Source organism: Pedobacter rhizosphaerae (assembly GCF_900111155.1).
Classification (GTDB): Bacteria; Bacteroidota; Bacteroidia; order Sphingobacteriales; family Sphingobacteriaceae; genus Pedobacter; species Pedobacter rhizosphaerae.
Map to the genome: position 1 here is coordinate 155,503 of NZ_FOGG01000008.1, position 26,320 is coordinate 181,822.

Consider the following 26,320-nt stretch of genomic DNA (forward strand, 5'->3'; position numbering starts at 1 on the left):
GGGAATAAATTTACCTTAAAACATAATATCTTCTTAACCTTAAAAAGCCTATTTTAGTTGCCATCAAAATAATCTAAACACTTTAATGAAATCCTTTTACACTGCTTTACTATTTTTGTTGATAATTAAGTTAAACGTTTTAGGTCAGTCAAAAGATAAACAATTTTCTATTGAATACACCAGGCCGGTAGATTTGGTTAATGTTTTTTTAGGCTCTTCAGCAGATCATGGGCAAATGTCGCCGGCTGCCTCCTATCCGTTTAGTATGTTGAGCATCTGTCCACAAACTTATCCGAAAACGCATACAGGATATGAGTATCTGGCAAAGAAATTTTTAGGATTCACCCATAACCGTTTTGAGGGCGTAGGCTGTCAGGGATCTGGTGGAAATATTCTCATCAAACCCTTTTTAGGATCTGATGCCACTAAAACAGAATTAATTAAGGCAACAGAAGCCGCAAGCCCCGGTTTTTATGAAGTGGGTTTTGAGAATCATATTAAAGCTAAGTTAGCGGTTTTGGGTAACGCTGGTTTGGAAAGTTATCATTTCCCGAAAGGAGAAAAGGGCTTTTATGTCGATTTAGCTTATGCTTTTAACGGTGCTTTTGTGGCAGAGGAACATCAGGTAAAAAACAACACTATTACGGGATGGATAATCTCTAAAACAACGTGTGGGGTGGGAAAATATAAGGTTTATTATTGCTTGCAGCTTAATGGAGGTGCTCAATGGAAGGATCTTGGCGATCATAAATTAACAGCTACCTTGAATACCCAATCAACAACCGAAGAAGTGAGTGTGGCTTTTTCTTCTGTAAGTTCGGCCGCTGCTCAAAAAGCGATCAATAAAACAGGTTTTGAAGAAATGAAAGCACAAAGTGCGAAGGATTGGAATACTCATCTCTCTAAAATCGCAGTAGCTGGAGAGCTGGAAAGTGCAAAGCTTTTTTATTCTTTATTATACCGCACCATGCAATCTCCATATGTTATTTCCGAAACTGACGGGCAATATAGAAGCACAAAAGGAGAGCTGAAGAAAGATAAAGAAATCCGCTATAATGGTTGGGCAATATGGGATAATTACCGTACCCAATTGCCGCTCCTATCGTTGATTACGCCCGAGCGTTATACGGGTATGCTGAGCTCAATTGCAGAGCTGTACGAATCGGGTAAGAAGGATTATGCTACCCAAACAGAACCAAGTAATACCGTAAGAACGGAACATGCTATAGTGGTATTACTCGATGCGTACCGCAAAGGTTATCCGGTAGATTTTAAGAAAATAACCGATTCCCTAGTTAAGGAGGTAGATCATTTAGATTATAAATCGCCGGATAAAGCCTTAGAATCCAGTTACGACAACTGGGCTTTGTCGGAAATATTTGCCATTTTGAAAAACAAGGAAAAGGCCGATTTCTACAGAACCAAAGCCTTGGAGTACAAGAAATACTGGATTAAGGATTTCAAGGATATGACGAAGCGTGATGTAGATCAGATGCAGGCTCGTGGATTATATCAGGGAACCATCTGGCAGTATCGTTGGTTTGTTCCTTATGATTTTAAAGGCTTAATGGAACTGGATGGCGGAGAAGAAGCGTATCTGGCCAAGCTGGATGAGTTTTTTGATCGTGATCTTTACAATCACGCCAATGAACCCGATTTGCAGGTGCCCTTAATGTATAATTTCACCAAGGATGTTCATAAATCGCAATACTGGATGCATCAGCTGGCAGCAGACACCGTGATTCAAAACTATTTCAATGACAATAGCAGGGGGATTGGTTCCTATATTGGACAAATATACAGGAATCAACCTCAGGCCTACTTAAGAACGATGGATGATGACGCTGGAGCCATGAGTGCCTGGTATGTTTTTACCGCCAGTGGCTTTTCTCCAGCTTGTGTAGGCTGGCCTATTTACTACTTAAATGTTCCTTTGTTCCCAACAGTAACCTATCAGTTGCCAAAGGGTAGAACTTTTAAAATAGAAGTGCAGAATTTCGATCCGAAACATAAATATATACAGTCGGTGTTCTTAAACGGGAAACCATTTAACCGAAATTACATCACACAGCAGGATATTTCAGCAGGCGGAGTGCTAAAGATTGTTTCTTCAGCAAAACCTGTAAAAAATGAAGGTTTAGAGCAATGGATTTCGAGTATAGAGTAAGTTTAGTTATTTAACTGAATTTAGTTACAAAAAAATGATGAAATAGCAGAAAAACTTCAAAACATAATTTGGTTGGGTAATGTTATAGAGGTATTAAAATTGATAACATGGCACCTTTAAAATTAAGCGAAGAACAAGTTGCTGCATTTAACAGCAGAGTAGATCAAACCGATACCGATAACCAGGACTTAGAGCTTCATCCAGAAGCTTATAAGGTAAAAGGGCCATCACCAGAGAAAATGAAGACTGTTTCGTCTTCATTGAGGCAATATGCAAATGGTTTGTACGGTCTTTTGTAAGGTTTAAAAGATTAAAAGGAGAAGTTGCTGGAAAGTTCTAGCAACTTTTTTTGTTTAAAATGGATTCTGTTTTCAGCCAAGACTAAAATCTGATGAATTTATCAATCTGTTCATTGGTGAACTTAATCGTATCGGGTTGAATTAAATCACCGGCCTCATTCAATTCTGTTTTAATGTTTGGAATATGCAGGCGTAGGGGTAAAATATGAAGATGGATGTAATGACAAACCCCTGTGAAATGTTCTACACCACGTATGTTCCCATACTTACCTGATGAAACCCCTACTAAAGCGGCTTTCTTATCGTAAAAGCTATCCGGGAAATTACAGGCATCAATTAATACCTTTAATACACCAGGGTAACTCCCATTATACTCGGGCATGATAAATAAAAACTTATCCGTGTTGGATATCATGTCTTGTATTTTCTGAAATTCTTCCGACCTTTTCCCGTACATATCCGTGTTAAGCACATCAACAGGCAGATGTTCCAAACTAAAGATATTCGATTCAACGCCTTTTTCCTGAAGCTGCTTCTGGTAATATTTCGCAACTTTTAGCGTATTGCTATTGGGTCTGTTGGTGGCGGCAATTATTGTTATCATGGGTAATTGTTAATAAGATGTTTAAAACGCACAGCGCCTTATTGCTAAAATTACCATATAGTTTGTATCTTAGCTGATTGTGAAAAAGGGCGTAAACAATGCAAAAATAGGACTTTTTTGGCAATTAAAAGGCATTAAAGGTAACGCCCAGATAAACGTTAAGTAAATTTCGGATAGATAGATGAGCAAAATAATTGCATTAGCAAATCAAAAAGGTGGAGTAGGTAAAACAACTTCATCTATTAACCTGGCTGCGAGTTTGGCCGTATTAGAATATAAAACTTTATTGGTAGATGCTGATCCTCAGGCAAATTCAACTTCAGGAATAGGTTTTGATCCCCGAAATATTAAAGATAGTATTTATGAGTGTATTATCAATGATATTGATCCTGCTCAGGCTATCCAAAAAACGGATACTCCAAATTTGGACCTTTTACCTGCTCACATTGACTTAGTTGGTGCCGAAATTGAAATGATCAATCTGAACAACCGCGAATACAAAATGAAGGCGGTTTTAGAAAAGATCAAAGATCAGTATGATTTTATCATCATTGATTGTTCTCCTTCATTGGGTTTAATCACCATCAATGCTTTAACTGCGGCAGATTCTGTAATTATACCTGTACAATGCGAGTATTTTGCATTAGAGGGTTTAGGTAAATTGTTAAATACCATTAAAATTGTACAGAACCGTTTAAATCCGGAGTTAGAAATTGAAGGTATTTTACTAACCATGTATGATGTACGTTTGCGTTTATCGAACCAGGTGGTAGAAGAAGTTAAAACACATTTCCAGGATTTGGTATTCGATACCATTATTCAGCGAAATACACGTTTGAGTGAGGCACCGAGTTATGGTGTTTCGGTAATTATGCACGATGCAAATTGTAAAGGTGCCATCAATTACTTAAACCTTGCCCGAGAAATTGTGAAGAAAAACGGCTTGTTAAGAGAAGAGGCCGATATTGATACAGCAACATTATAAATTTATAGATGACATCCTTTCAGCGAAAAACAGGTTTAGGAAGAGGGCTAAGTGCGCTTTTAGATGATAAAGAATCTACTAATCAACCGAAGCAACAAATTGATCCGGTTAGTGAAACGGAACAGGTTGGTAGTATCAGTCATGTAAATTTATCAGACATTGAAACCAATCCCTTTCAGCCTCGTACAGAGTTTGACCAGGTTGCTTTAAACGAACTGGCAGATTCGATAACAGTACAGGGCTTAATCCAGCCGATTACGGTTAGAAAAATTGGTTCTAATAAATACCAGCTTATTTCTGGTGAGCGTCGTTTCAGGGCCTCTAAATTAGCTGGTTTAAATCAAGTTCCTGCTTATATCCGCAGTGCCAACGATCAGCAGATGCTGGAAATGGCCCTGATTGAAAATATTCAACGTGAAAATTTAAATGCCATTGAAGTGGCCCTGAGTTTTCAAAGGATGATTGATGAGGTTGGTTTAAAGCAAGAGCAATTAGGCGAGCGTGTAGGGAAAAACAGAACTACCGTGACCAACTATTTAAGGTTGTTGAAACTTCCCCCTGCTATTCAGGCTTCCATCCGCGATCAAAAAATCAGTATGGGGCACGCAAGGGCGTTGATTAATGTTGATGGTGTAGATAAGCAATTGTTTATCCATCAGGAGATTTTAGATAAAAACCTCTCTGTGCGTAAAGTAGAGGAGTTGGTTAGAAATCTACAGCACATACCCCTTAAACAAGCAGATAGACCTAAAGAAAAGGGTGTTTCTTTTCAATACCAGAAATTGCAGGATGACCTGGCTTCAAAGTTTGCCACACGCGTAAAATTGAAGGTAACTCAGAACGGAAAAGGTGCCATTGAAATTCCTTTTGTAAGTGATGAAGACCTGAACAGAATTTTAGAGTTATTAGACTGGTAATGCAAATCAATAAGCTTTTAATACTCACCTTTTTATTTGCAATTTTTCTTGTAAACCAGGCTTCGGCTCAGGTTAAGGATACGGTATTAAAGTCAGTCGATACCTTGAAATCGGTTAAAAAGCCCGTGGTTGAGCCTAAGGTGATGACCCGGCAAGACTCTATGAAGGCCAAATATGTAAATCCGGGTAAAGTGGCTGGAAGAAAGGCTGTTTTCAGATCAATGATATTTCCCGGGTTAGGTCAGATTTATAACCTTCATTTGCTTAATGATGGGTATGGTGAACGGGCAGGGAAAAGCCAAACCGGACAGCGGATTTATACCATTGGCAAAATTGGGGCTATTTATGGTGGACTTACCGTTTTAACCATTGCTTACATAGATAACAGGCAGCTTTACAAGCGATTTTTAGCCGAAGCACAATACAGAGAGGCAAATCCTGGTAAGGAAAATGATTTAACCCAATATTCTGATGCGGGGGTAATTTCGGGTAAAAGTACTTACAAAAGAAATTCGCAGATTGTAATCTTTTCTTATGGTTTAGTTTATATCGCTAACATCGTAGATGCCTATGTTGCAGCCCGTCTGCATTTCTTCAATATTGATGATAAACTAGGTTTCAAAGTATCACCGTCAGTAATCAATTCAAGTAATATGTATGGTTTTACTGCTAACCCGGCGGTGAAACTATCTTTCACATTTTAAAAATATACACATGAAAATAGCGCTTTTAGGTTATGGCAAAATGGGGCAGATTATCGAAAAATTTGCACTGGAACGCGGCCATGAAATCGTTCTAAAAATAACTATCGATAATCAGGAGGAATTAACCAGGCAAAATTTGAAGGCTGCAGATGTGGCTATAGATTTTAGTACGCCAGATTCGGTATTAAATAATATCAATGCTTGCTTTGATGCACATGTGCCTGTTGTAGTGGGTACTACCGGTTGGTACGGGAAGTTGCAAGAAATTAAAAATGAGTGCAGTAGCAGTAACAATGCGTTATTGTATGGGTCTAACTTCAGTATCGGCGTTAATTTATTCTTTAAGCTCAATCAAACTTTGGCGAAGTTGATGAATAAATATCCTGCTTATGAGGTTCAGGTGGAGGAGATTCATCATACTCAAAAGCTGGATTCGCCTAGTGGAACAGCAATAACCTTAGCAGAAGGTATTGTAGATAATGTTGAACGTAAAACTGAATGGTTAAATGAAGTTGTAGGCACGGATGTAGAGCTTTTCCCTAAACCGGAACAGTTGCTGATTGAGTCTCACAGGATTGAAAATATACCGGGCACACACACGGTAATCTACAGCAGTGAGGTAGATGATATTGAAATTAAACATACGGCACATAGCAGAGCTGGATTTGCTTTAGGAGCAGTTGTAGCTGCTGAGTGGTTAAAAGATAAAACTGGTTTTTACAGTATTACAGATATTTTTGAATAATAAGCAGATAATGGTTAACCGATTAATCAGTTAACAAACCAAATAAAATATGAATTATAAATTCTGGCAGAGAAAAAAGGATGCCCCTAAAAAGAAAAAAACTAAAACCCGCGAATGGGTAGATGCCATCGTTTTTGCAGTTGTAGCAGCGACAATTATTAGAGTTTTTTTCATCGAAGCCTATACCATTCCTTCCGGATCAATGGAAAGATCTTTGCTTGTGGGCGATTTTCTTTTTGTAAGTAAGGTAAATTACGGTCCGCGTATTCCGATGACTCCGGTTGCCTTCCCTTTTGCACACCATACTATGCCTTTAACTACTTCTACTAAGGCTTACTGGGATGGCGTACAATGGAAATACCGCCGTTTACCAGGTTTATCTGATATTAAAAGAAATGATGTTGTGGTATTTAATTTCCCTGAGGGTGATACAGTAGCTGTAGAAAATCAAGCCGATAGCTATTATCGTCTGGTACGCGCTATGGGACGTGAAAATGTACGTAATACTTACACCATTGTAGACAGACCGGTAGATAAGAGAGAGAATTTTATTAAAAGATGTATTGGTATTCCGGGTGATGAAATTACCATGAAAGGTGGCGTTGCTTATGTGAATGGTAAAATGGAACCCCTGGAAAACACAGGCATGATGCCATATCGCATTGAGTTTAAAACCATGGAATTTGATTATTCTTTGTTGACTGAATTTAAACTCGGATTAGAAAACACGCCACCAGTGGGTGCAAATACCTATGTGGTTGATGCAACACCGGAAACAGCCGAAAAACTTAAAAAGTTTAATTTTGTAAAGTCGGTAGGTTTAAGTCCTGATCCTGCAGGGCCTGAGGCTGGAGGGATTTTTCCTAATGATCCTAATCGCCCCTGGAACAGAGATAATTATGGGCCAATCAAGATTCCTGCAAAGGGCTGGACAGTTCAGATCGACAGCAACACCATGCCGCTATACTATAGAGCAATCAGAACTTACGAAGGGAACAAAGTAGAACAAAAAGCTGGTGTTTGGTATATCAACGATAAAGCAGCCACTTCATACACTTTCAAAATGAATTACTACTGGATGATGGGAGATAACCGTCATAACTCTGCAGATTCGCGTTATTGGGGCTTTGTACCAGAAGATCACATTGTTGGAAAGGCATTGTTTATCTGGATGAGCTGGGATAGCGAAGCATCTTTCTTCCATAAAATTAGATGGAGTAGATTGCTGAAAGGTATTCATTAGAAGAAGAAACTAAATAATAGAAGGCGAATAATCGAAAGATTGCTCGCCTTTTTTGTTTGGCCATATTTTAGAAAGTGTTCTTTTAAAAAAAAAGCCAAAAGTAGTATTAATTATCTGTTAATTTTCAATTTATAAAATATTGTTCGTTTATGTAAAGTGATTTACATATTTAATTTTCTTTTTAAAAAAAATAATAAGTAGGGTAAAAGTTTTGTAATTTTTTTATAAGTTTGGGTATAACCAAATGATATGTCGCTAATTGAAGAAAAAAATCAGCGTCTTAAGGCTGAAATTATCAAGCACTTATACTATAAAAAGGTATTATCGTTAACCGAGTTGAGCAGGCTAACCAAGAAAAGCTTGCCGTTAATTACTTCGATTGTAAATGGCCTTGTAACTGAAGGTTATGTAATGGAGCAGGGACTTGCTCCTTCAACAGGAGGTCGGCGAGCATTGATGTACCTCATCAATCCTGATTTAAAGAAATACATTGTGGCCATTGCCATGGATCAATTGGTTACCCGGCTTACCATATACGATCTTTCACGGCAGATGAGAATTCCGATCCGAACCTTATCTTTTGATATGACTGCGGAAGGAAGTGATGTAGATGTGTTAACAGATTTTATCAATGAGGTCATTCAGCATTCAGGGATTGATCGCAATGATATTCTTGGAGTAGGCATTGGAATGCCAGGATTGGTTAATGCAGAAAAGGGAATTAACCACTCTTATCTCAAGGTGAAGAGCCAGACTTTAAATGAGTATATCTCCACACAGATAGGCCTTCCAGTATTCCTTGATAATGACTCCAGCTTAATTGCACTTGCAGAGCTCAATTTTGGAGAAGCTGTAAATCTTAAAGATGTAATGGTTGTCAATATTGGCTGGGGTACGGGTTTAGGGATGATTATGAATGGGGCTTTGTACCGTGGAAGTGGCGGCTATGCTGGCGAGTTTAGCCACATTCCCTTGTCGAACAGCAACAACCTCTGTTCCTGCGGACGAAAGGGCTGTCTGGAAGTAGACACCTCTCTTTTAGTAATGGCTCATAAAGCGGAAAAAGCAATAGCAGAAGGAGCAGAATCAAGTATGCAAGAGTTGTTTAAAGACAAAAGCAAACATCCCAGCGATCACTTTCTACATGCCGTAGGACAGCAAGATCCCGTTGCCGTTTCTATTTTGGCTAAAGCTTCCTTTCAATTGGGAAAAGGATTGGCTACACTCATCCACATCCTAAATCCTGAATGTATTGTTTTGAGTGGAAGAGGTGCTAAGGCTGGAAGAATGCTATTGCCGCCTATACAACAGGCAATTAACGAATATTGTATACCCCGAACAGCAGAACAAACTACCATAAAACTATCCACATTAACCGATGAGGCCGAATTGTTGGCCGCAGCAAGCCTGATGATGGAGAATAGCCATTTTGAATAAAGAAATACATCCTCAATAACTTAACCCCTTGCTTATGAAGATATAAAACTACCAACTTCTACCTAAAACGTCCCTAAACAAACTAATCTTTAATTAAACCAACCAACAATCATGAAAAAAATTTACATGAGGTGTTTAGGTTTGCTATTGTTGCATCTTTTTGCAATAGCTGCTTACGCACAGAAAACCATTACCGGTACGGTAAGGGAATCATCAGGACCAATTCCGGGAGTAAGTGTAACGATAAAGGGAACAACCAGGGCAACGCAAACAGATGGGGATGGAAAGTTTTCTATAGTTGCATCAGAGGGAAACATTCTTGTTTTTAAATCAGTCGGTTATACTCCAAAGGAGATAGCTGTCAGCTCATCATCTACTGTTAATATATTTTTGGAGCAATCTTCCAATACCCTTGATGAGGTTTTGGTTACTACGGCATTGGGTGTGAAAAGGGAAAAGAGATCTTTAGGATATGCCACACAAACGGTAACAGGAGATAACCTGACCATAGCCCAGGCACCCACAATAGCACAAGGTTTAATTGGAAAGGTTGCAGGTTTGAGTATCACGCAGGCATCAGGAGGTGTTGAGGGTGGTTCTTCACGCGTGGTGATTAGGGGAAATACTTCTTTAACCGGTGATAACAGGGCATTAATCATCGTTGATGGAGTGGCTTTAAATAATGATCCATTAAATAATAATGGTAATAATAGTGCAGGTGGTGCTGTTGGGACTGCCCAAGGTGCAGATGTAGCGACGTATAATGATTGGGGAACAGGTTTAAATTTTATTAATCCTGATGATATTGAAAACATAACAGTGCTAAAGGGACCTGCTGCTGCGGCATTATATGGTGCAAGAGGAGCAAATGGAGTAATTTTAGTTACCCGTAAAAAGGGAGAAAAAAGAAATGGCCTGGGAATAGATTATTCTTATTCTACCCGACAAACCAAAGCTTATCAGTTTTTAGATTTTCAAAATGACTACGGATCTGGCTTAGTTGGTTCTTTATGGACTGCCGATCAAAATAAACAGTTCCCTACCAATACCAGCGGGCAGCGCTATCAAATAGGCACTTATACCGGGTCGTATGCTGCCGGAGATTACAAAACAGGTGCTTATGGCATGTTGCCATACAACAATAGTACACAGGCCTGGGATCTCTTTTCTTTTCCCAGTGGTTTATCCTGGGGGCCAAGATTCGATAATCAACCTGTTTTATGGTATGATGGTGTTTTAAGACCTTATTCAGCTCAGCCCGATAACTGGAAGGCTTTCTTCCCAAATGGTTCGGTAAGTCAGCATAATGTGTCTATTTCTGGTGGCGGTGAATTTGGAACTGCAAGGTTTTCTTACACCCGTGATGATAACAAGGCCAATATTTTGAACAGTAAGTTTAGTACCAATACATTTAATATTGGTTCGAGTATAAAGGTGAGTAAGAAGGTAACCGCCGAAATAACAGGTAGTTATATTAATTTTCAAAGATTGAATACGCCTCCGGTAGGCTCTGCTTCTTACCTGGCTGGATTTTCTTATGCCGCTACCCGAGACTACAGATCTGATGTTGAACAGTTGAATAATTTCGCTGCAGATGGATCTCAGAAGGATGTAACGGCTGGAAGTAACTTCCCCGCAGGTTCTCCACCATATCCTTATTATAGTTATATGGCTAACTCCTTTTGGAATTTGACCAATAACAATACAACTTTAACCCGGAATCAATTGATTGGAGGAGCGAAGGTAATTGCAGAAGTAACCGATTGGTTAACCTTAACCGGGCAGGGCGGTATAGATAATTCTAATGATGGCACTGAAATCAGGAATTATCCTAAAAATATTCAAGGTACAACAGGCTACTACGGGCAGGCAATGGCCAGGAGTTTAAATAGAAACTTAAGTGCTTTTGCGCGTTTACACAAGGATAATTTATTCGGAGAATCAATTAATGGTAGCTTAACGGGAGGGGTAGAGTCTTATTATAGAAATGATTATACGGTTAGTAATGGTACTAGCGGAGATTTTGTAAAGCCTTTTATCTTTTCTTTAGATAATGGTAAAAACCCTCCGGTTACCCCTAATGAGATACGATATGGCAAGAAAATAAACTCTGCCTTTGGTTTTCTTGATCTTTCTTATAACAACTATTTGTTCTTGCAGTTTACCGGACGTAATGATTGGTCGTCTGCTTTGGCCAATGAATTTAATTCTTATTTCTATCCTTCTGCTAATCTAAGCTACGTATTTACAGAAGGTATAAAAGGAATGCAAACTGCTACGCCCTGGTTGAGCTTTGGTAAGTTGACATTCTCTTATGCAGAAACCGGAAGTGACACCGATCCGTACTCTATTTTTAACCTGATCAATACGGCTGCCTATAACGGTCAGGCTGCCCAAACTTACCCCTCAACATTGAAGTTTGATGGAATAAAACCGAAAAGGACCCGCTCTTACGAGTTGGGCTTAAATCTAGGGTTCTTGAAAAACAGAATCAATGTAGAGTTGACAGCTTACAGCATGAAAAGTTATAATCAAATTCTGGATACACCATTGCCGGTATCTTCTGGTTTCAACACCATTCAGATTAACAGTGGATCACTTGGGAATAAGGGTTTCGAATTTATTGTTAACGCTACTCCAGTATCGTCGAAAGATTTTTCATGGAATATTTCGGTAAATGGATCAACCGCCAGTACCAAGGTTTTATCCTTGTCTGACGGAGTGAACGAATTGCAGCTCGGAACTTTCTTTGGTGGAAATGGAATCTCTCAAAAAGTAAGAGTGGGTGATAATTACGGAACTATTTATGGTAAGGATTTTACTTATTTAAACGGACAAAAAGTAGTTAAGGATGCTGTGGGTGCTAATAATCAGGTGATGACGTATACTGTTAACGGCAAAACCTATACTGCAGGTACTCAATGGGTACTAACACCTACTGAAGTGCCTATTGGAAACTCACAACCTAAATTATTGGGCGGTGTAAGCAATACCTTCAGATATAAGAGCTTCTCTTTATATGCATTGGTCGATGCTAAAATAGGCGGAGATACATTCTTTGGTACTTATGGTGCAGCCATGGGAAATGGATTGTTAGAGGAAACGGTGAAAGAGCGTAATGGTGGAGGTTTGCCTTTGGTTTATCCTGATGGTACAACGGCGAATACGGGTATTAGTTTCGGTGGCGTATATGCCAATGGTACACCCAATACCAATGTAGTTAATCCGGCCTGGTATTATCTGGGTACTTACAGTTCCTGGAATCACCTTGGTGTGCCTCGTTCTGCCTCGGTTTTAAAAAATACCTGGGTAAAACTCAGGGAGGTAGCGCTAACCTATCAGGTGCCGCCAAATGTTATTCAGAAAACGAAATTCATTCAAAATTTAAGCCTATCGTTAGTAGGACGTGATTTATTTTACATCTACACCAGTATTCCTAAAGGGTTAAATCCTGAAGGTGTAAATGGTATTGGTAACATGCAGGGGATAGAGTTCTCCTCTATTCCAAGGGTAAGATCAATCGGCTTTTCGATTAAAACATCGTTATAAAACTTTACTAACATGAAAAAGAATCAAAAAATAATATATGGATTGCTGGTTTTCGGAATGATGACCGGTGGTACAGCCTGTAAAAAGGGATTTGAGGAGATCAATACACCTTATAAAGAATCGAGTGTGGCAACAGTGTCTATCCCTGGTTTGTTTAATGGAATAGCGCGAACCCTAACAGATGAGGATAATACTTTGTATGTGAGTTTGTTCTACCCGATTACCAATCAACAGGGCGTTCAGAATATTCAGGCACCCTTTTTAAATTATACTTCTAGTTTTTGGAGAAACTATTACCCTAGTCTGTTTAACTACAGGGCTTTGTTGAAGAAAATTGGCGAGCAGTCTAACCCACAGGTGTTTAATAATGTGAAGTATATGGCCACTATTATGATGGCTTCCAAAACGTTGCACATGCTCGATTATTATGGCGATATCCCTTACAGTACAGCTGGCATGGCCATGGATGGGCAAGAGTTCTATAGGCCAAAATATGATAAGCAGGCAGATATTTACAGAAGTGTGCTGGCTGATTTAAAAGCGGCAGCTGATGGGATTTCCAATGGAAGTGATCAGACAAATATCAGTTCTTCTGATTCATTCCTTAAAAATGATTTGGATGCCTACCGTAAATTTGCCAATGCATTAAGGTTACGTTATGCTGTGAGGTTATTTGGTAAAGAGCAAGCTTTGGCTACGGAGATTATCAGCGATATTATTGGTGGAAATAAGCCGCTGCCTAATAACCAGTCTACCTCGGCTTTAGATCGGAGTAATTTTGGTTTCTGGCCAAGTTTGGTTACGCCGGTTGTGATTACCGAGCGCCAATGGTATACTTTTAGAGAAACATCGGTATCCAATATGCGGATGAGTTCTAATGTTTGGGCACAAATGTCGAGTAATAACAATACCAATGGCTCAGGTATTTTTGATCCAAGAGTATATGTGTTTTTTCAAACGAATGATGCGAATCAATGGGCAGCACAACCACAGGACAGATCTGTTGCAGATGGTGGTACACCTTATCCAAATAGGGGAACTGGGGTTAGAAATCCGATAGGGAGCGATCCTAACAATAAATTTTCTGCTTTTAATTATTTCCTGGCCTATGATGAAGTGTATTTCCCCTATTTAATTATTACAGAATCTGATGTACATTTCTTGAAGGCAGAAATTTATCAAAGAGGAATGGGGGTGGCAAAAAATACAGCTTCAGCTAAAACGGAATACGAAGCTGGAATTACTTCGTCGGTTAATTTCTGGTATGCCTATACCCAAAATTCGGCCAGATGGCTTACCAAGCCAGTTGCACCAACAGCAATTCAGATGACAGCCTTGCTCAATAATCCTTTAGTACTTTATAATGGTGCGAATGATGCAGATGCTTTAAAGAAAATTGCGACACAAGCCTGGTTGTCGACTCTCTTCGAGCCTGCTGAAGCCTGGGCAATAGTTAGGCGCACAGGCTTAACACCTAAAGATGCGAACTATGCTCCGGCAGTGATAAATAAACTGCCTTATCCGGACGACGAAAGTATAAATAATAACGCCAATTGGCAGGCTCAAACAGGTGGTGCAAGCCCCACAGCTCAAATGTCAACCAAGGTATATTGGATGCCTTAATGATTATGAAAAAAGTTAATTATTTGTTAAATTAATTGTAGCATAAAATAAGTCAAAAAAATAAAAATTCTCTGAAAGGCGAATGGTCGAAAGATTATTCGCCTTTCTTATTTAAATCAAAAGTTAAATTAACTTTTAAAAAAAATTAAAAAGTTTGAAGGAGTTTTAAAAATATTTTATAAGTTTGATTAATAATCAAATAACATGTCTATAATCGAAGAGAAAAATCAGCGCCTCAGGTCTGATATTATCAAACATTTGTATTATAAAAGAGTGTTGTCATTAACTGACCTTAGCAAACTGACTAAAAAAAGTTTGCCTTTGGTTACTTCGGTTGTAAATGATTTGGTTTCTGAAGGGTATGTGATGGAGCAGGGCTTAGCCCCATCAACAGGAGGAAGAAGACCATTAATGTTTTTGATTAATCCCGATCTAAAAAAATACATTGTAGCCATTGCTATGGATCAGCTGGTTACCCGGCTCAGTATTTATGATCTTTCCCGAAAAATGATCATTCCGGTTCAAATGCTTTCCTTTGATATGACAGCGCCTAGCAGCGAGGTAAATGTTCTTTCGGATTTCATTAATAAATCGATTTATGAATCTGGCCTTGATAAAGCCGATATATTAGGAGTGGGAATAGGGATGCCTGGTTTTGTAAATGCAGAAGAAGGGATCAATTACTCTTATTTAAAAGTCAAAAATCAGACCTTAAAAAAATACCTCTCCAATGAGCTTGGGCTTCCTGTTTTCTTAGACAACGATTCAAGCTTGATCGCATTAGCCGAATTAAATTTTGGTGAAGCAGTAGATTTAAAGGATGTTATGGTGGTCAACATTGGCTGGGGTACTGGTTTGGGGATGATTATGAATGGGGAACTATACCGGGGTAGCGGTGGTTATGCCGGAGAGTTTAGCCACATTCCATTATCCAATAGCGGTAACCTGTGCTCTTGCGGGCGTAAAGGCTGTTTGGAAGTAGATACTTCACTTTTAGTGATGGCCGATAAAGCAGAAAAAGCCATAGCAGAAGGAGCGGAGTCGAGTATGCAAGAACTGTTTAAAGATAAAGCTACTCATCCAAGCGATCATTTTTTACAAGCTGTAGGGCAACAAGATCCGGTAGCCATTTCTATACTTACTAAAGCATCCTTCCAACTCGGTAAGGGGCTGGCAACACTAATACATATTTTAAATCCCGAATGCATTGTTTTAAGCGGAAGAGGAGCAAAGGCCGGCAAAATGTTATTACCGCCCATTCAGCAAGCTATCAATGAATTCTGTATCCCACGCATCGCCGAACAAACAAACATAAAATTATCAACCCTCACTGATGAGGCTGAATTACTTGCTGCGGCCAGTTTAATGATTGAGCACAGCCAGTTTTAACTCACTAACTAAATTATTAACCAAAACCAATGCTATATGATGAAATAAACAGACTACTATTCTAATTAAGTTCCATTATAACAAACTAATAACAAAACTAAACTAATAAGTACAGCCATGACAAAAATGTATGTAAAGTGTTTAAGTTTGCTATTGTTAAGTATCTTTACAATAGCTGCTTATGCGCAAAAAACAATTACCGGTACGGTAAAAGATGCATCGGGGCCTCTGCCAGGTGTGAGTGTATCTGTTAAGGGTACAGCGAAAGTAACCCAAACCGATGGAAACGGTAAATTTTCCATTAGCGTAAATCCAAACGAAGTTTTGGTATTTACTGCAATCGGTTACACTAAACAAGAATTGAATGTAGGTAGCCAATCTGCAATAAGTGTTGTGCTAAAGGAAAGCGCTAACCAATTAGACGAGGTTAACGTGGTAACTACGGCGCTTGGTATCAAAAGACAAGAAAAATCTTTAGGTTATGCCGTAAGTACGGTAACGGCTAAGCAACTTACCGAAGCGGGTAATACTAACTTTGCTTCTGCTTTATATGGTAAGGCAGCGGGGGTTAAAATTACAACCGCTCCGGGTGGTGCTAGTAGTGCTGTAAACGTTCAAATCAGGGGTATCAACTCTATCAACTACAATCAACAACCTTTATATGTTGTAGATGGGGTTATGATTAGAAATGATGGACAAAACGGTGCTGCTGGTGCTAACAACAATGATTATTGGGGTGACCAACGTATTCGTGGTAACGGTATCTTAGATATTAACCCGGCGGATATTGAAAGCTTAACTGTATTAAAGGGAGCAAGTGCTTCAGCACTTTACGGTTCTGATGCAGCTAGTGGTGTAGTGGTAATTACTACCAAAAAAGGATCTAAAAACAGAGGTTTAGGTATTGATTTTAACTACCAGGGGTCAATTGACCGAGTTGCTTTCTTGCCAAATTTCCAAAATACCTACGGTCCGGGATACGACAGAGAAACCAACGTAGCCAATGGTGCTACAGAAGAAGGCTGGATTCCTGATGCCGCTTCTCCAAGTGGTTTCAGACCATATTTCAGAGCTTACGCTAACTTCGGTCCTAAAATGGAAGGCCAACAAGTAAGATGGTGGGATGGTTCTATTCGTTCTTTTTCTCCTCAACCGAACAACTATAGAGATGTATACCAGGAAGGATACACTTCTAACGCGAACATTTCCATTTCTAACCAAACAGAAGGCGTTAACTATCGTTTCTCTGCCTCTCGTTTAGATTATAAAGGTACTCAGCCAGGAAATACAGGTTCAAAAAATACCTTTAACTTAAATTCGACCGTTAAACTTGCTCCTAAATTGTCTGCAGATGTCGTGGTGAGTTACGTAAATACCATTACTAAAAACAGACCTTATCAGTTGGGCCAGGTTTTGGGCTCTTTTGGTGGGTTTTTCAGTCGCGCAGAAGATATGAACTTGATGAAAGAAAAGTATCAAACCAGTAATGGATATAAATATGCTACTTTTGACCAAACTGCACGTCCGGAACCATTTATTTTCAATATCAGAGCGACTAATTTATTAGATTTCTATTGGCAACAATTGAAAAACCAATATGATGAAAATGAAAACAGGTTATTGTCTAGTTTTACATTAAACTACGATGTTGCTAAAAACCTAAAGTTAAGAGGTCGTGTTGGTAATGACTATACAAGTGCTAAAACAGAGAACCGTCAGTTTACTGAAATTCCTACTGCATTAAATGGTAATACCAGTACAGGAGCCTACACTACCACTCAAGGACAATACTCAGTTCTATATGGAGATGCATTATTAACCTATTCGAATAAAATTGGTGAAGACATAGGTATTTCTGTTAGCGGAGGTTATCAAGGTAGAAAGGAAACTTATAAAGACTTAAGATCAAATACTTCACAAGGTTTAGTTACTGAAAATTTCTTCTCATTAACTAACTCCTATGGTATTTTAGAGACTAGTGAAACTCGTAAGGAGCAATTAAAGTATGCATATTTAGGATTAATGAACTTAAGCTATAAGGATTTCCTATTTGCAGAGGGTACAATTAGACAAGAATATGCTTCAACACTTCCTCCGGGAAATAATCAATATTCATACTATTCAGTAAATGGTGGTTTTGTATTTAGTGATCTTTGGAAATTACCTAAATTCTGGAATTATGGTAAATTGAGAGCTTCTTATGGTGTAGTAGGTAATGCTCCCCCTATGTATGAAGCCAATATATCTTATACTCAAAACTCACTTCAAACTATTAATGGTTCTGTTCCTGTATTGGTTCCTAGTAGATCATGGGGTAACTTAAATTTAATGCCTGAAAAGAAATATGAGTCAGAATTTGGTTTAGAAACGAGGTTCTTAAACGGAAGATTGGGCTTAGATGTAAGTTACTATGACAATAAAATCAAAAACCAAATTTTGCCATTAGAGGTAAGTTCTACAAATGGCGCACTAGGTCAGATTGTTAACGTTGGAGAAGTAGGTAATAGAGGATGGGAGATTGCTTTAAATGCGACTCCTGTATCTGGCAAATTTAGATGGGATACTCGATTAAACTTTTCAACTAATAAATCTAAAATTAATTCCCTAAAAGACGAAAATTCAGAAATTCCTTTCTATAATTCTGACCAGTCTACAGCGAAAATTGTAGCTAGAGCAGGTGAAGATTTAGGTAATATCTATATCCGTCCGAGAAAAACTGATGCTAATGGAAATTTCCTAATCAACGACGATGGTTATTATGTAATGGATAACTCTGTATATGTTAAAGCAGGAAATATTATGCCTAAAGCAGTTGGAGGTTTCTCGAACACTTTTAGCTATGGTAACTTTGCTTTAGATGTTACCATCGATTATCGTTTCGGTGGTAAAATGATTGCACCCAATTTGAAGTATATGCGTGGTGCGGGTATGTTGGAAAATTCAATGGAATTCAGAGATGCAGCTAGTGGTGGCGTGGCTTACACTAGTAATGGAAAAACCTATAATGATGGGGTGATTTTACAAGGTGTAAATCAAACAACAGGATTGGCTAATACAAGGGTACTTTCTGCTGCCGATTATTATTTAACTACCTATAACTGGGGAGAAGGATCATTAACAGAAGCAGAAATTTTTGATAATAACTATATCAAAATGAGAGAAGTTGTATTGAGCTATAAAATTCCTGCATCGTTTACTAAAAAACTAAAAATTACTAACTTGAGATTTTCATTGATTGGACGTAACTTATTTTACATCCACAGAACTTTAAAAGATCTAGATCCCGAAGCACCACTTGGAAATAGATGGTGGTCTCAAGGGGTAGATGTGGGCTCAACTGCAGCTTCTAGAAACTTTGGATTCTCATTAAATGCAAATTTTTAGTCCTTAAGAAATAAGATATTATGAAAAATTTAATCATAAAAGCAAGTTTTCTTGTTCTAGGCCTAGCTGCAGCAGTAGGTTGCAAGAAAGATATTGATGAAAAATTTAATAACCCTGAAAGGATTTTAGATCCAAATTTACCTGGGTTATTTACAGCGATGCTGAACAATGATAGAGTAGCCGCTAAGTATTGGAATGTACGTACCTTCCTAAGCCAAATGCCAGGTGTGTATGCACAAACTACCTATATATCTAATGGAAATACCATTTATCAGCAAAGCGATGCTTACTCTCAGCAATACTGGGATGATTTTTACAGCGCGGGCGGTAACGGAAGTGGGCCGTTAACGGTGTATCGTGTAATGGAAGGAAAATTTAATTCTCTTTCTGCTACAGAACAGGCTAATCAAAAAATCATTATGCAGGCAGCAAAGGTTGTATTGATCGAACAAGCAGCCAAAATGGTAGATTTGTGGGGTGATATTCCATATTCAGAAGCAGGTAGCTTACCAGCTAACAGCACAATTAGTAATCCTAAGTATGACGAGCAAAAAGCTTTATATACCTTATTCATTTCTGATTTAGCAAGTGCCGCTACATTTTTCAAAAGTGCAACAACTACTGCATCCTTTGCAAAATCTGACATCTTATTAAAAGGGGACGTTGCTAAGTGGACACGTTATGCCAATTCATTAAGATTGAGACTACTGATGCGTATTTCTAAAACTGATGAGGCTACTGCAAGAACTGCTGTTCTTCAAATGCTAGGGGATCAAACAAACTTTCCTTTGGTTGATGGGGCTAATTCAGGAAATTATAATCCTGCAAATTCAGATGTACTATTACAACCATTAACTACCAGTGTGAGTGATTTACACGATGCATTTTTTGAAGGTAGCTGGTATGCAACAGACTATATGTTGAATACAGTAATGGCTCCGGCAAATGATCCTCGGATCCCAGTACTTTACGATAAATTCGGACGTACAGTAGGCGGTAAATTTGTTCAGAATGCGACTTATAGAGCGATGCCTGTAACATTCACTACTGCACAACAAGAATCTAGCTTCGCAGATTATGCTGTGTTAGATTCGGGAACATTTGTTTTCAATTCAAAGCTTCCTGGAATTTTAATTACTGCTTCAGAAGTTAACCTGTTAAAAGCAGAGGCTTACGAAAGATGGGGTAGCACAACAAATGCCAAAACTGCTTATGATGTAGCTTTAAGACAATCAGTTGCTTTCTACTATTATTTAAATAGTATTAACACTGGTGCATTTGTAAAAGTAGATGCTCCTACTACAGCAACGGTGGATGCTTGGGTTAACACTTCTACAGCAGCGTACACAGGCGCTTCTGCAGATAAATTGACCAAAATTTACACACAGAAATGGGCACACTTCGGTGTTCTTCAATCTACTGAAGCTTGGTCGGAATACAGAAGGACAGGTTTTCCTGTGTTAACCTTCCCAACAAATGGAAAACAAACTGGTTTTGAAACCCCACCAACAAGATTGGTTTATCCGGCAAAAGAGAAATCTTTAAATAGCGCAAACTATCAGGCTGTACAAGCTAAAGATACCCGCAAAACTAAAATATTCTGGATGCCTTAATCCTTTTTAAAAGTAAATCCCGGCAGGTTTCTGCCGGGATTTTTAATTATATTAAAACATGAAAATACGTAGCCTTTTATTTGCTTTAATTTGTTGTATCAATATCGCTTATGCGCAACGAAACGATATCGTAAAAGAATCAACAAAATATGAATGGCCAAAAGACGATGCAGTAAAAAAGAAATTAGACCATTGGCAGGACCAAAAGTTCGGTATGATTATCCACTGGGGATTATATGCTGTTCCTGGAATTATTGAATCTTGGTCAATCTGTTCGGAAGACTGGATTGACAGAGACAGTACAGTAAAGTACGATGATTACAAGAAATGGTATTGGGGCCTGAGTGAAAAGTTTAATCCCACTAAATTCAATCCAGAGCAATGGGCAAAGGCAGGTAAGGCCGCGGGAATGAAATACCTGGTTTTTACCACTAAACATCATGATGGCTTTGCCATGTTCGATACTAAGGAGAGCGATTTCAGTATTGCCAAAGGGCCCTTTGCCAATAACCCAAAGAAAGATGTTGCCAAGTATGTTTTTGATGCATTTCGTAAGCAGGACTTCATGATTGGTGCTTATTTTTCTAAACCAGACTGGCATACCCAGTATTATTGGTGGGATAAATATGCTACACCCAATAGAAACAATAATTACGACATCAAAAAAAATCCATGGAGATGGAATATGTTCAAGAAATATACCTACAACCAAATAGGCGAACTCATGAACAATTACGGAAGTATCGATATTTTGTGGTTAGATGGAGGCTGGGTAAGACCGCTTGAATCAGTAAATGAAGAAGTACTTTCATGGGGAGCACCGATCCCTGAATGGAGCCAGGACATTGACATGCCCAAAATTGCTGATATGGCCAGAAAGGCACAACCAGGTTTAATTATGGTAGATCGTACCGTTCACGGACAGTTCGAGAACTATCAAACACCAGAGCAAAAAATCCCTGAAAAACAATTGGATTACCCTTGGGAAAGCTGCATGACCCTCAATCACAATTGGGGTTGGGTACCTAACGATGCCTATAAACCAACGAAAGAAGTGATTCAAAAAATGGTAGAAATTGTAGCTAAAGGTGGAAGTTTATTACTTGGCGTTGGTCCTAAGCCAGATGGAACAATGGATGAAGCCGCTGTACAAAGGCTGGAAGAAATCGGTCAATGGACGAGCAAAAATGGAAAAGCGATTTACAATACTCGTATAACACCAAATTACCATGATGGTGATACCTGGTTTACCCAAAGTAAGGATGGCAAAACCATATATGGCGTTTATTTGGTAGGTAAAGAATTACCAAAGCAAATTAGCTGGAAAGGTAATTTACCAAAGAAAGGATCAAACATTACCATTTTGAATGGTGGCAAAAATGTTAAATGGAAAGAAAGCAACGGTACTGTTAGTTTCAATATGGCGGGTACTACTGAGCGTATTGCAGTGGCTTTTTCTTTTTCACCAGAAACTAACTAGTGATGTTCTGTATCAAGAAAAATATTATATCTCTTTCTTTGTTGATAGGGCTCATGGTGCCTGTCAATTTACTGGCACAAACTCCAGTTTACAATAACCCTAAGGCCAGTATTGATTCCCGGATTCAAGATTTGATTTCGAAAATGACTCCGGAAGAAAAATTCTGGCAGTTGTTTATGATTCCTGGAGATGTTACTGCTGAAAATAAGGCACAGTTTAAAAATGGTATTTTTGGCTTGCAGGTAAGTGCTGCTGCCCAGGGAGCGGGAAATGCACAGCAGATGCTGAGCTACAATACCTCTGAAGATGCACTTTCTCTGGTTAAGAAAGTAAATAAAACACAACGTTTCTTTGTTGAAGAAACACGCTTAGGCATACCAATCATTCCCTTTGATGAAGCTTTACATGGATTAGTGAGGCAAGGGGCAACTGCTTTCCCACAATCGATTGGTTTGGCAGCAAGCTTCGATACCACCATGTTAGCCCAGATCGGTACGGCTATCGCTAAAGAAGCCAGGGCGCGTGGATTAAGAGATTTACTTGCACCAGTGATCAATATTGCTACCGATGTTAGATGGGGAAGGGTAGAAGAAACCTATGGAGAAGATCCTTATTTAACGACTGTTTTGGGGCATGCTTTTATGCGTGCTATCGAAAAGGAGAATATCGTGGTTACACCCAAACATTTTATTGCCAATGTTGGCGATGGCGGGCGCGATAGCTACCCCATAGAAATGAGTAAACATTTTTTAGAGGAGATCCATTTCCCACCTTTTAAAGATGCGGTAAAAAATGTAGGTATCCGCTCGTTAATGACTTCTTACAACAGCGTTTTTGGTACACAAGCAACAGCAAATAGCTGGCTCTTAACAGAGAAGTTAAGAAAAGAATGGGGCTTTAAAGGATTTGTAATTTCTGATGCCGGTGCAGTTGGTGGCGCAAATGTTTTGCATTTCACCGCTAAGGACTATAAGGATGCTACTGCTCAGGCCATTAAAGCAGGGCTGGATGTGATTTTTCAGGTAGATTACAATCACTATAAGCTTTTTCTTCCTGCATTTTTAGACGGGAGCATTCCTCAATCAAGAATTGATGATGCTGTTGCCAGGGTTTTGCGTGCTAAGTTTGAACTTGGCTTATTCGAACAGCCTTACGTAGATGAAAAATTAGCACAAAAAATGCTAAAGGATGATCGCAATCGGAAACTCGCAAAAGAAGCTGCACTCAAATCATTTGTTTTATTAAAAAATGATCATAATACCCTTCCCATTCAAAATGCGAAGAAAATTTTAGTGTTAGGAGAAGATGCTATTGAAGCGCGTTTAGGGGGCTATAGTGGCACAGGTAATAATAAGGTGAGCATTGTTCAAGGTTTGAAAGATGCTGTGGGGAAAAGTATAGAAATTTCATATTTAAAAGGAAGCAGTCGAGAACCGAAAATATTTTTACCTGTAGATAGTCAATTTCTTTCTGCTGATCAAAAAGTCGGATTGATAGGAACTTATTACAAAGGATTAAATCCAACAGGTAATGCAGTATTGACCAGAAGAGATAAGCAGATTGATTTCAGCTGGACCCTCTACCCACCAGATGAGCAACTTGCGCTTGATGACTATTCCGTAAGCTGGAGTGGCTACATTAAAACAGATAAAACCGGCGAGGTGAATATCGGTTTGGAAGGTAATGATGGTTTTCGTTTGTACCTGGATAACAAACTAATTATCGATAACTGGGACAAGCGTTCATTTGATCTGGTTACTAAGCCATTTCAATTCGAAAAGGATAAAAGTTATGCCATTAAGGTAGAATTTTATGAACCTAAAGGAAATGCTAAAGTAAAATTGGTTTGGGATTATAATGTTAAACCAGGCAATGAAATAGCCGAAGCTGTCGAAGCTGCAAAAAATACGGATGCAGTTGTCATTGTTGCAGGCATTAAAGAAGGTGAATTTCTAGATCGGGCGATGTTAAACCTGCCAGGCAACCAGGAGCAGTTAATTCAAGAAGTTGCAAAATTAGGGAAACCTGTAACGGTAGTGTTAGTTGGTGGAAGTGCCATTAATATGAAACCTTGGTTAAAGTCTGTTCCTGCAGTATTAAACGTTTGGTATCCCGGAGAAGCCGGAGGAACTGCTGTTGCAGAAACCCTACTGGGTAAATCGAACCCATCTGGTAAGCTACCTATTACCTACCCGGTTGATGAAGCACAGCTGCCATTGGTTTACAACCACAAGCCTACAGGCAGGGGCGATGATTATAATAACTTAAGCGGCGAACCTTTATTTCCATTTGGATATGGGTTGAGCTATACCACTTTTTCTTATGCTGATTTAAAGTTTAGTAAAACGAATATTTCCAGAAATGAAACGGCCACACTGAGCTTTACACTTACCAATACAGGAGCCTATGAGGGTGAAGAAGTAGTTCAGCTTTACATGAGACCGCTATTGAGCAAATTGGCCCAACCAGTGCTGGCTTTAAGAGCTTTTAAGCGCATACACTTGAAGCCAGGTGAAAAAAAGACCGTAACCTTCACTATAGATAAAGAAGTGCTACAAACGCTTAATATCGATAACGAGTGGTTGGTTGAGTCTGGAGATTATAGAATAATGATTGGCTCATCGAGCAAGGCGCTATATTTAAAAGATACCTTAACCGTTAAACCCTAAAATTTTGCCTTTATGGTAGGCCTAATACCATATAAATAGTAGTAGTTGCCGCAAACCTTGGTTAAGTTTGCGGCTTTTTTTATCATATGGAGTGAGAAATGATTGAATTAGTGAGTAATTGAATTAGAGAATGAGTGAATGATAGAATTTATGATTGCACCAATTACCAACTAACTAATGCCCAATGAACCAATGAACTAATGAACCAGTGAACTAATGAACTATTGAACCAATAAACCAATCCCCAATTTACCTGCCAGTTCATTTAAATCCTTCACCACCACATCAATTAAAGGAATTCCACTTACCTTTCTCTCCTGTTCAAAGGCAAACTCCGGCTCGCCGGGAATGATTACTTTTTGTTCAGGGTCTACTGTTTCTGCACTTTTAAAACGTTCTATCCAGTTATCCAGATGTGCTTTAAAATCTTCCGCAGGGCGGAAACCATCAACACGCATCGCACCTAAGAAATGTCCCAATCCTTCGCCAACAGGATTAGCAGATGGTTCTAAAAAAGCTACAAAAGGAGGCACCCAGGGGCCATAGTTTGCACCAGAGAGTACTGCAGATAATATGTCGACAGTAGCGCCTAATCCATAGCCCTTATGGCTTCCGTGATCTTTGTCGCTCCCTAAAGGAAGTAAAGAACCTCCGCTCTTCAATTCATTTGGATCGGTAGAACTTTGCCCTTCTTTATTTTGAACCCAGCCATCTGGAATTTTTTTATTTGCTCTTTGTGCAATTTCCAACTTCCCATTTGCGGCTGCTGCAGTAGCCATATCTACAATAACCGGTGGGTATTTTCCTGCCGGGAAGGCGTAACACATGGGGTTAGTGCCCAACAATCTTTCTGCCGAATACGTAGGGGCTACCAAAGGACTAGCATTGGTCATGCTAATACCTATCATATCTCTTTCAACCGCCATTAAAGCGTGATATCCGGCAATGCCATAATGATTAGAATTTTTAACCGATACCCATCCACTACCATATTTTTCAGCTTTTTCCATCGCAACCTTCATCGCAAATGGCGCAACCACCAAACCTAATCCAGCATCACCATCAATCGTGGCCGTTGTAGGCGTTTCGTGCACAATTTTAATATTAGGTGTCGCATTGATCCTGTTCTTCTCCCACAGGCGAACATAACCGCTTAAACGGGCAACACCATGCGAATCAATTCCACGTAAATCAGAACGAATTAACACATCAGTTGCTAATGTTGCATGTTCATCAGTGCAGCCCATTCTTTTAAAAACGTTGTAAGTAAAGCTTCGAAGATTGTTTTCTGTAAAAGTGATAAAGTTCATGTTTAGTTATAGTATCAAGTGTCTATAGTATCAAGTATCAAGACTGGGCGTATACCTTCAGTCTCTCAGCTTTTGCTCGCTTCTGGTTTCTGCTCCCAGACTTCTGACTCCGGACCTCGGACTTTCCGACTTCTAGTATCAAGTATTTAGTATCGAGTATCAAGACTGGGTGCATACCGTTATTCTCTCAGCTTTTGCTCGC

The 26,320-nt window shown here is 39.0% G+C and carries 17 protein-coding genes; 15 read left to right on the top strand and 2 right to left on the bottom strand.

Annotated features, from left to right (window positions below; genetic code table 11):
* The first annotated feature begins 85 nt into the window (after positions 1-85).
* Positions 86-2,167, top strand: coding sequence for a glycoside hydrolase domain-containing protein (locus tag BMX11_RS08890; RefSeq protein WP_090883602.1), 2,082 nt, complete (start codon positions 86-88; stop codon positions 2,165-2,167).
* 107 nt (positions 2,168-2,274) lie between these two features.
* Positions 2,275-2,466 (top strand): hypothetical protein, encoded by a 192-nt coding sequence (locus tag BMX11_RS08895; RefSeq protein ID WP_090883604.1) that lies wholly within the window; start codon positions 2,275-2,277, stop codon positions 2,464-2,466.
* An 82-nt stretch (positions 2,467-2,548) separates the two neighbouring features.
* Here BMX11_RS08895 and BMX11_RS08900 read toward each other — a convergent pair whose 3' ends face one another.
* On the bottom strand, positions 2,549-3,070 hold the full coding sequence (locus BMX11_RS08900; protein ID WP_090883606.1) for an NADPH-dependent FMN reductase: 522 nt from the start codon (positions 3,068-3,070) through the stop codon (positions 2,549-2,551).
* A 181-nt stretch (positions 3,071-3,251) separates the two neighbouring features.
* On the opposite strand from BMX11_RS08900, the gene BMX11_RS08905 reads away from it, so the two are divergent.
* The 13 genes from BMX11_RS08905 (at position 3,252) to BMX11_RS08965 (ending at position 24,808) form a co-directional block, all read left to right on the top strand.
* Positions 3,252-4,055: a ParA family protein gene (locus BMX11_RS08905; protein WP_090883608.1), complete on the top strand. Its 804-nt coding sequence runs from the start codon at positions 3,252-3,254 to the stop codon at positions 4,053-4,055.
* Positions 4,056-4,063: 8 nt separating this feature from the next.
* A complete protein-coding gene (locus BMX11_RS08910) occupies positions 4,064-4,972 on the top strand; it encodes a ParB/RepB/Spo0J family partition protein (RefSeq protein WP_090883610.1) in 909 nt (302 codons plus the stop codon).
* A complete protein-coding gene (locus BMX11_RS08915) occupies positions 4,972-5,676 on the top strand; it encodes a DUF5683 domain-containing protein (protein ID WP_090883612.1) in 705 nt (234 codons plus the stop codon). Before BMX11_RS08910 ends, BMX11_RS08915 begins: the two co-directional genes overlap by 1 nt.
* A gap of 10 nt (positions 5,677-5,686) precedes the next feature.
* A complete protein-coding gene (gene dapB, locus BMX11_RS08920; RefSeq protein WP_090883614.1) occupies positions 5,687-6,421 on the top strand; it encodes a 4-hydroxy-tetrahydrodipicolinate reductase in 735 nt (244 codons plus the stop codon).
* A gap of 49 nt (positions 6,422-6,470) precedes the next feature.
* Positions 6,471-7,664: a signal peptidase I gene (lepB, locus tag BMX11_RS08925; RefSeq protein ID WP_090883616.1), complete on the top strand. Its 1,194-nt coding sequence runs from the start codon at positions 6,471-6,473 to the stop codon at positions 7,662-7,664.
* Positions 7,665-7,913: 249 nt separating this feature from the next.
* Positions 7,914-9,101 (top strand): ROK family protein, encoded by a 1,188-nt coding sequence (locus tag BMX11_RS08930; protein ID WP_090883618.1) that lies wholly within the window; start codon positions 7,914-7,916, stop codon positions 9,099-9,101.
* A 111-nt stretch (positions 9,102-9,212) separates the two neighbouring features.
* On the top strand, positions 9,213-12,650 hold the full coding sequence (locus BMX11_RS08935; protein ID WP_090883620.1) for a SusC/RagA family TonB-linked outer membrane protein: 3,438 nt from the start codon (positions 9,213-9,215) through the stop codon (positions 12,648-12,650).
* Positions 12,651-12,662: 12 nt separating this feature from the next.
* Positions 12,663-14,273, top strand: coding sequence for a SusD/RagB family nutrient-binding outer membrane lipoprotein (locus tag BMX11_RS08940; protein WP_090883622.1), 1,611 nt, complete (start codon positions 12,663-12,665; stop codon positions 14,271-14,273).
* Between the two features lie 204 nt (positions 14,274-14,477).
* A complete protein-coding gene (locus tag BMX11_RS08945; RefSeq protein ID WP_090883624.1) occupies positions 14,478-15,662 on the top strand; it encodes an ROK family protein in 1,185 nt (394 codons plus the stop codon).
* A 117-nt stretch (positions 15,663-15,779) separates the two neighbouring features.
* Positions 15,780-19,046, top strand: a complete 3,267-nt coding sequence (locus tag BMX11_RS08950) for a SusC/RagA family TonB-linked outer membrane protein (protein ID WP_090883626.1) — start codon at positions 15,780-15,782, stop codon at positions 19,044-19,046.
* 20 nt (positions 19,047-19,066) lie between these two features.
* A complete protein-coding gene (locus tag BMX11_RS08955) occupies positions 19,067-20,659 on the top strand; it encodes a SusD/RagB family nutrient-binding outer membrane lipoprotein (RefSeq protein WP_090883628.1) in 1,593 nt (530 codons plus the stop codon).
* A 58-nt stretch (positions 20,660-20,717) separates the two neighbouring features.
* Positions 20,718-22,139 (top strand): alpha-L-fucosidase, encoded by a 1,422-nt coding sequence (locus BMX11_RS08960; protein ID WP_090883630.1) that lies wholly within the window; start codon positions 20,718-20,720, stop codon positions 22,137-22,139.
* A 53-nt stretch (positions 22,140-22,192) separates the two neighbouring features.
* Complete coding sequence (locus tag BMX11_RS08965) at positions 22,193-24,808, top strand: glycoside hydrolase family 3 N-terminal domain-containing protein (protein ID WP_245738619.1); 2,616 nt, start codon at positions 22,193-22,195, stop codon at positions 24,806-24,808.
* Positions 24,809-25,029: 221 nt separating this feature from the next.
* Here the strand turns inward: BMX11_RS08965 and BMX11_RS08970 are convergent, their stop codons facing one another.
* Positions 25,030-26,118: an Ldh family oxidoreductase gene (locus BMX11_RS08970; RefSeq protein WP_090883634.1), complete on the bottom strand. Its 1,089-nt coding sequence runs from the start codon at positions 26,116-26,118 to the stop codon at positions 25,030-25,032.
* Between the last annotated feature and the right edge of the window lie 202 nt (positions 26,119-26,320).

What these genes read in the sequence shown, in the direction of transcription:
- BMX11_RS08890 (WP_090883602.1), top strand. Translation starts at nt 86, where the DNA reads ATGAAATCCTTTTACACTGCTTTACTATTTTTGTTGATAATTAAGTTA.
- lepB (WP_090883616.1), top strand. Translation starts at nt 6,471, where the DNA reads ATGAATTATAAATTCTGGCAGAGAAAAAAGGATGCCCCTAAAAAGAAA.
- BMX11_RS08895 (WP_090883604.1), top strand. Translation starts at nt 2,275, where the DNA reads ATGGCACCTTTAAAATTAAGCGAAGAACAAGTTGCTGCATTTAACAGC.
- BMX11_RS08935 (WP_090883620.1), top strand. Translation starts at nt 9,213, where the DNA reads ATGAAAAAAATTTACATGAGGTGTTTAGGTTTGCTATTGTTGCATCTT.
- BMX11_RS08915 (WP_090883612.1), top strand. Translation starts at nt 4,972, where the DNA reads ATGCAAATCAATAAGCTTTTAATACTCACCTTTTTATTTGCAATTTTT.
- dapB (WP_090883614.1), top strand. Translation starts at nt 5,687, where the DNA reads ATGAAAATAGCGCTTTTAGGTTATGGCAAAATGGGGCAGATTATCGAA.
- BMX11_RS08945 (WP_090883624.1), top strand. Translation starts at nt 14,478, where the DNA reads ATGTCTATAATCGAAGAGAAAAATCAGCGCCTCAGGTCTGATATTATC.
- BMX11_RS08970 (WP_090883634.1), bottom strand. Translation starts at nt 26,118, where the DNA reads ATGAACTTTATCACTTTTACAGAAAACAATCTTCGAAGCTTTACTTAC.
- BMX11_RS08905 (WP_090883608.1), top strand. Translation starts at nt 3,252, where the DNA reads ATGAGCAAAATAATTGCATTAGCAAATCAAAAAGGTGGAGTAGGTAAA.
- BMX11_RS08960 (WP_090883630.1), top strand. Translation starts at nt 20,718, where the DNA reads ATGAAAATACGTAGCCTTTTATTTGCTTTAATTTGTTGTATCAATATC.
- BMX11_RS08950 (WP_090883626.1), top strand. Translation starts at nt 15,780, where the DNA reads ATGACAAAAATGTATGTAAAGTGTTTAAGTTTGCTATTGTTAAGTATC.
- BMX11_RS08940 (WP_090883622.1), top strand. Translation starts at nt 12,663, where the DNA reads ATGAAAAAGAATCAAAAAATAATATATGGATTGCTGGTTTTCGGAATG.
- BMX11_RS08900 (WP_090883606.1), bottom strand. Translation starts at nt 3,070, where the DNA reads ATGATAACAATAATTGCCGCCACCAACAGACCCAATAGCAATACGCTA.
- BMX11_RS08965 (WP_245738619.1), top strand. Translation starts at nt 22,193, where the DNA reads ATGGTGCCTGTCAATTTACTGGCACAAACTCCAGTTTACAATAACCCT.
- BMX11_RS08930 (WP_090883618.1), top strand. Translation starts at nt 7,914, where the DNA reads ATGTCGCTAATTGAAGAAAAAAATCAGCGTCTTAAGGCTGAAATTATC.
- BMX11_RS08910 (WP_090883610.1), top strand. Translation starts at nt 4,064, where the DNA reads ATGACATCCTTTCAGCGAAAAACAGGTTTAGGAAGAGGGCTAAGTGCG.
- BMX11_RS08955 (WP_090883628.1), top strand. Translation starts at nt 19,067, where the DNA reads ATGAAAAATTTAATCATAAAAGCAAGTTTTCTTGTTCTAGGCCTAGCT.